Here is a 4387-nt window from a genome sequence, read left to right as displayed (position 1 = left end):
CAGGCCTGATGGGCCGCCGCGTGGGTGAACTGTTATGGACCAGCCACATCGCCGCAGGCAAATACGTTCGGGTACCTCAGGCTCATGTCTTCCTCTACCGGTACGGTTCCGTTCGGCAGGGTATCCACACCAATCCGCTCCAGGTTCAGGCCGGCGGTGTTGGCCGCACGGCCAACAGCAACCAGAACCTGGTCGAAAGGAATGCGCACCCGCTCACCCGCGTGCTCGCAATAGGCAACTTTCTCTCCTTCCTCTATACGGAACTCGGCAGCAGCATGTTTCAGCCGGACATCCACACCGTCCGCCTGGAACTGCTTCAGAACCAGTTCGGAGACATCCTCATCCTCCTTGGCCAGCAGGCGTTCACCCATCTCCACCTGGGTCACCTTGCTGCCCAGTCGGGCAAAGGCATGGGCCAGTTCGGAGCCAATCGGACCACCGCCCAGCACCAACAGACGTTCCGGCTGCTCTTCCAGCTCCCACAGGTTGTCGGAGGTCAGCGGCTGCATGTCCTTGAGACCGGGGATCGGAGGTACGGCCGGCTTGCCGCCGGTGGCAACAACGATACTGCGGGCAGTCAGGCGCTCCGTGCGGCCATCGTTGTGCCGGACCTCAAGCTCCCAGGGCGACACGAAGCTGGCTTCACCGGCGATGCAATCAACACCCAGCTTTCGGTATCGCTCCGGGGAGTCGTGGGGCTCCACTTTGGCGATAACATCTTTGACTCGGTTCATAATGGTCTTGAACGAGCCTTTAACCGGCACGGACTCCAACCCGTACCGATTGGCATGGCGCAGGGTATCCGCGGCCTTGGCGCTGCGGATCAGGGCCTTGGAGGGTACGCAGCCGGTATTCAGGCAATCGCCACCCATCTTGTGCTTCTCTATGAGAGCCACCCTGGCTTTCACGGCTGCGGCAATGTAGGCGGAGACCAGACCGGCAGAGCCACCGCCTATGACCAGCAGGTTGTAATCGAAATGTTCGGGCTTCTGCCAGCCGGCGTACACTTTGCGGCGGCGGATAAAGCCCACCACAAATTTGGCAATCAGCGGGAACAGACCCAGTAGCGCGAAGGAGAGCAGTAGATCGGCCGAGACGATGTCGCCGGTGGACTGGATCTGGCCCAACTGGGTACCCGCATTCACATAAACAAAGGTGCCGGGCAACATGGCGATCCAGCTTACCAGCGCATAGGTGCGCAGCTTCATGGCCGTCAGGCCCATGGCCAGGTTGATCAGGAAGAAGGGAAATACCGGCACAAGCCGCAGGGTTGCAAGGTAGAAGGCGCCGTCTTTTTCAATGCCGCGATCCATCTTCGCCACGGTTTCGCCATACCGTTTTCGAAGCGTGTCTCGCATCAGGAACCGCGCCACCAGGAAAGCAAGCGACGCACCGATAGTTGAAGCAACGGAGACGGCTGCCAGACCGTAGAGATTGCCGAAAAACGCACCACCAGCCAGAGTCATGATGGTAGCGCCTGGCAGAGAAAGCGCTGTTACCACGACATAAACAACAACGAAGCCCAGCACCGCAACCAACAGATTATGATCGATCCAGTTACCGAGGGACTGTTGGTTTTGCTTCAGGTTCTCGAGAGTCAGAAGCTCGCTACCACCACTGGCAATAAACCCGACAACCACAGCCGCAATCAACGCGACCAGAATCCATTTCTTGAGTGTCATGAAATAATCCTTTCTACCTTGAACGTGATAACGAAGAGACACCCCAATCCCGGAAGTGTTACATCAAACCTTGGGCTCAGTGTTCGTTACCGGCTTACCGTTGTTGTACGTCGTTCGGCAACGCATTGTGTCAACGATTGCTCATGAATATCTAACAATTTGATTACACCGCCTACCGAATACGCCGGGAACTTATCGACCGATTTCCAAACTTACTGCTATTCTTGAACAATTGCTCATAAAAGGGAACGGTCATGACTGACTCAAGTCGGGAAAAGGAGATAGAACTGATTCAGGGCTTGAAAACGGGTGATAATGACTCTTTTCAGGAAGCAGTACGTGCCTACACCCCCGGCATGTTAGCAGTCGCCCGGTTCTATCTGGATCATTCCAGTGCAGAAGAAGCCGTTCAGGATTGCTGGGTTAAAGTTATTGATGCGATCCATGGCTTTGAAGGTCGTTCAGGTTTAAAAACCTGGTTGCACCGGGTTGTTGCCAACCGTTGCAAGAATCAGCTTCGATCGGCCAACAGGGAAGTCCCAACAGACTTTTCGGACATCCTGGAGCCAGAACTGGCCCATCGTTTTAACGCCAAAGGACGCTGGGAGTTGCCACCCAAACTTCAATTCCATGAATCCGCCGACACCCTGATGGAGAACGGCGCCCTCAGCGATTGCCTCGACAAACACCTCTCCTCCCTTCCGGAAACCCAGCGCTCGGCGCTGATGCTCTACGAAGCCCACCAGCATAAATCCGATGACGTCTGTAACATTCTTGACGTCAGTGCCTCTAATCTTCGTGTTCTTTTGCATCGAGCGAGGCAAAAGATCTTTCTGATGGTGGAGAATTTCCAGGAGACCGGCGAATGCTGATGTGCAGGGATCTCGCGGTAATTGCCAGCGACTATATTGATGGCGAGCTGCCTGTTCTCCAGAACATGTCAGTCAAAATGCACCTGATGATGTGCAAGGACTGCCGGACCTTTATCGGCAATCTGCGGGCAAGCACCGACATGTTAAAAGCACATTCCTCTGGCGAGGCAGACGAGGAGCTTATCCGCAAGATTGACGAACGGGTGGCCGAGGCGCTAAAAGAGGGTCCCCGCGATTCCACAAACCGAGGCCCGAAATGATCAAAGTCAGTGTGATGTATCCGAAAACCGCAGAAAGCACCTTTGACCTTGCCTACTACCGAGACACGCACATGGCGTTGGTCCGCGACAGGCTGGGCGATGCCTGCAAGCGCACAGCCATCGAATCCGGGTTGGCCGGCGGCGCCCCGGGAGAGGGCCCCACTTACATTGCCATGGGCCACATGTATTTTGACTCTGTTGCCGATTTCCAGACCGCCTTCGGCCCCCATGCCAAGGAAATTCTTGGCGACATCCCGAACTTCACCAACGTTCAGCCAACGGTCCAGATCAGCGACGTTATCGAATAATCCTTCAGGTCGGACTCACAAACCGGACATCAAGGATCTCCCATGGTCAGCAATCTCCCTCCCGAAAGAAAAGGCGCCATCACCGCTGCTCTGGCAGGCGGCTGGGTCGCAGACGCAGCCAGCCTGGGTTTGCACTGGCTCTACAACAGCGAGCGCATTCTGGAGGTGGGTGGACAGTCGCCCGAATTCCTGCCTCCACGAGCCGAGTACTACACAAAGGGATTCGGTTACTTCGCTCACGAGGGGAAACAGGTTGGCGATGTGAGTCACTACGGCGCAGCCACCGGCGTGCTGACCGACAGCTTACTGGCCACCAACGGCAATCTGGACATCCGCGATTACCAGCGCCGGTTTCGTTCGTTCTTTGGGCCCGGTGGCCAGTGGCGGGGATTCATCGATAACCCGACACGGATCACGCTGGAGAATTTCAATGCGATCGAGCGCAAGGCGGTCGAGGAGGCGCAGTCCGGCATGCCGGATGATCTTTCCGACAAACAGAAGCGGATTCTGGTGCAGAAGGTCATGCCCTACACCCGCCGTCTGAGCGGCAGCGCGCTTGCGCAGCCGGTGCGGGAGGCCATCAGCCTGACGTACAAGGAAAAGGCCATTCAGGACGCCGGCGTTCATCTGGCGGAAACCATCGACCGCAATCTGGTACCGGCGAGTGGCGCCGACGACATGCAGTTGCCTGCGGTGTCCAAGCTGCCGCCACTCGTTGCCGCCCATAGCGGAAGCACAAACCTCCTGGACGTTGTTGAAGCAGCCGTGCGGGTTACCAATCACAACGACGAGGCCGTTGCCTGGGCAAAGTGTGCAGCGGTGCTTCTGGACGGGCTATTCAGGGGCGAGCCTCTTGCCAAGGCAATGAATTCGGCCATCGACGAAGCACCCGATCAGGCGTCCCTCAAACGGGCACTTGAGAGCTCGGAACTGAACGGCGTTGCTGCCGGTGACACGTTTGGCCGCACCTGTTACCTGCAGGAAGCCATGCCGGTCAGCTTTCACATTCTGAACACGGCCCGGAGCTACACCGAAGCCATCCGCGCCAACATTCATTGTGGTGGTGACTCCTGCGGTCGAGCCTGGCTGATTGGCCCGGCCATGGCCGCCATGCACGGTGTTGGCGGTGAGAACGGCATTCCTCTGAGCTGGCTCGCCAGGGTAACGGATGCTGCGACCGTCTATCAGGATATCGAGTCGCTTGTGGGAAATTGAGAATCTGCAGCGGGCATCAGACCCTTCCATCCAGCTGCAGCCAGCGAGCC

General features: G+C 57.3%; 5 protein-coding genes. 4 read left to right on the top strand and 1 reads right to left on the bottom strand.

Translation table 11 applies throughout. The features are described from left to right. Positions 1 to 32: 32 nt before the first annotated feature. Positions 33 to 1682: an FAD-dependent oxidoreductase gene (locus B2W52_RS20545; RefSeq protein ID WP_286803999.1), complete on the bottom strand. Its 1650-nt coding sequence runs from the start codon at positions 1680 to 1682 to the stop codon at positions 33 to 35. A 254-nt stretch (positions 1683 to 1936) separates the two neighbouring features. Here B2W52_RS20545 and B2W52_RS20540 point away from each other — a divergent pair, with 254 nt between their 5' ends. Genes B2W52_RS20540 through B2W52_RS20525 form a run of 4 tightly spaced genes read left to right on the top strand, consistent with a single transcriptional unit; the run spans position 1937 to position 4337 of the window. Continuing rightward, positions 1937 to 2554 carry an RNA polymerase sigma factor gene (locus B2W52_RS20540; RefSeq protein WP_008176878.1) on the top strand — a complete coding sequence of 206 codons (618 nt, stop codon included), beginning with the start codon at positions 1937 to 1939 and terminating at the stop codon, positions 2552 to 2554. Continuing rightward, positions 2548 to 2814 (top strand): zf-HC2 domain-containing protein, encoded by a 267-nt coding sequence (locus tag B2W52_RS20535; RefSeq protein WP_008176876.1) that lies wholly within the window; start codon positions 2548 to 2550, stop codon positions 2812 to 2814. The genes B2W52_RS20540 and B2W52_RS20535 overlap by 7 nt, the downstream gene beginning before the upstream one ends. After that, positions 2811 to 3122, top strand: coding sequence for an EthD family reductase (locus B2W52_RS20530; RefSeq protein ID WP_008176874.1), 312 nt, complete (start codon positions 2811 to 2813; stop codon positions 3120 to 3122). The genes B2W52_RS20535 and B2W52_RS20530 overlap by 4 nt, the downstream gene beginning before the upstream one ends. 42 nt (positions 3123 to 3164) lie before the next feature. Further along, positions 3165 to 4337, top strand: a complete 1173-nt coding sequence (locus B2W52_RS20525) for an ADP-ribosylglycohydrolase family protein (RefSeq protein WP_008176872.1) — start codon at positions 3165 to 3167, stop codon at positions 4335 to 4337. Positions 4338 to 4387: the final 50 nt, after the last annotated feature.

The organism is Marinobacter sp. UBA2498 (genome assembly GCF_002341575.1).
In the GTDB taxonomy this organism is placed as follows: Bacteria; Pseudomonadota; Gammaproteobacteria; order Pseudomonadales; family Oleiphilaceae; genus Marinobacter; species Marinobacter manganoxydans.
This window is presented reverse-complemented; position numbering and strand designations above follow the sequence as displayed.

Bases quoted from the DNA above. Each gene is read 5' to 3' on its own strand.
- B2W52_RS20545 (WP_286803999.1), bottom strand. From the start codon at position 1,682: ATGACACTCAAGAAATGGATTCTGGTCGCGTTGATTGCGGCTGTGGTT.
- B2W52_RS20540 (WP_008176878.1), top strand. From the start codon at position 1,937: ATGACTGACTCAAGTCGGGAAAAGGAGATAGAACTGATTCAGGGCTTG.
- B2W52_RS20535 (WP_008176876.1), top strand. From the start codon at position 2,548: ATGCTGATGTGCAGGGATCTCGCGGTAATTGCCAGCGACTATATTGAT.
- B2W52_RS20530 (WP_008176874.1), top strand. From the start codon at position 2,811: ATGATCAAAGTCAGTGTGATGTATCCGAAAACCGCAGAAAGCACCTTT.
- B2W52_RS20525 (WP_008176872.1), top strand. From the start codon at position 3,165: ATGGTCAGCAATCTCCCTCCCGAAAGAAAAGGCGCCATCACCGCTGCT.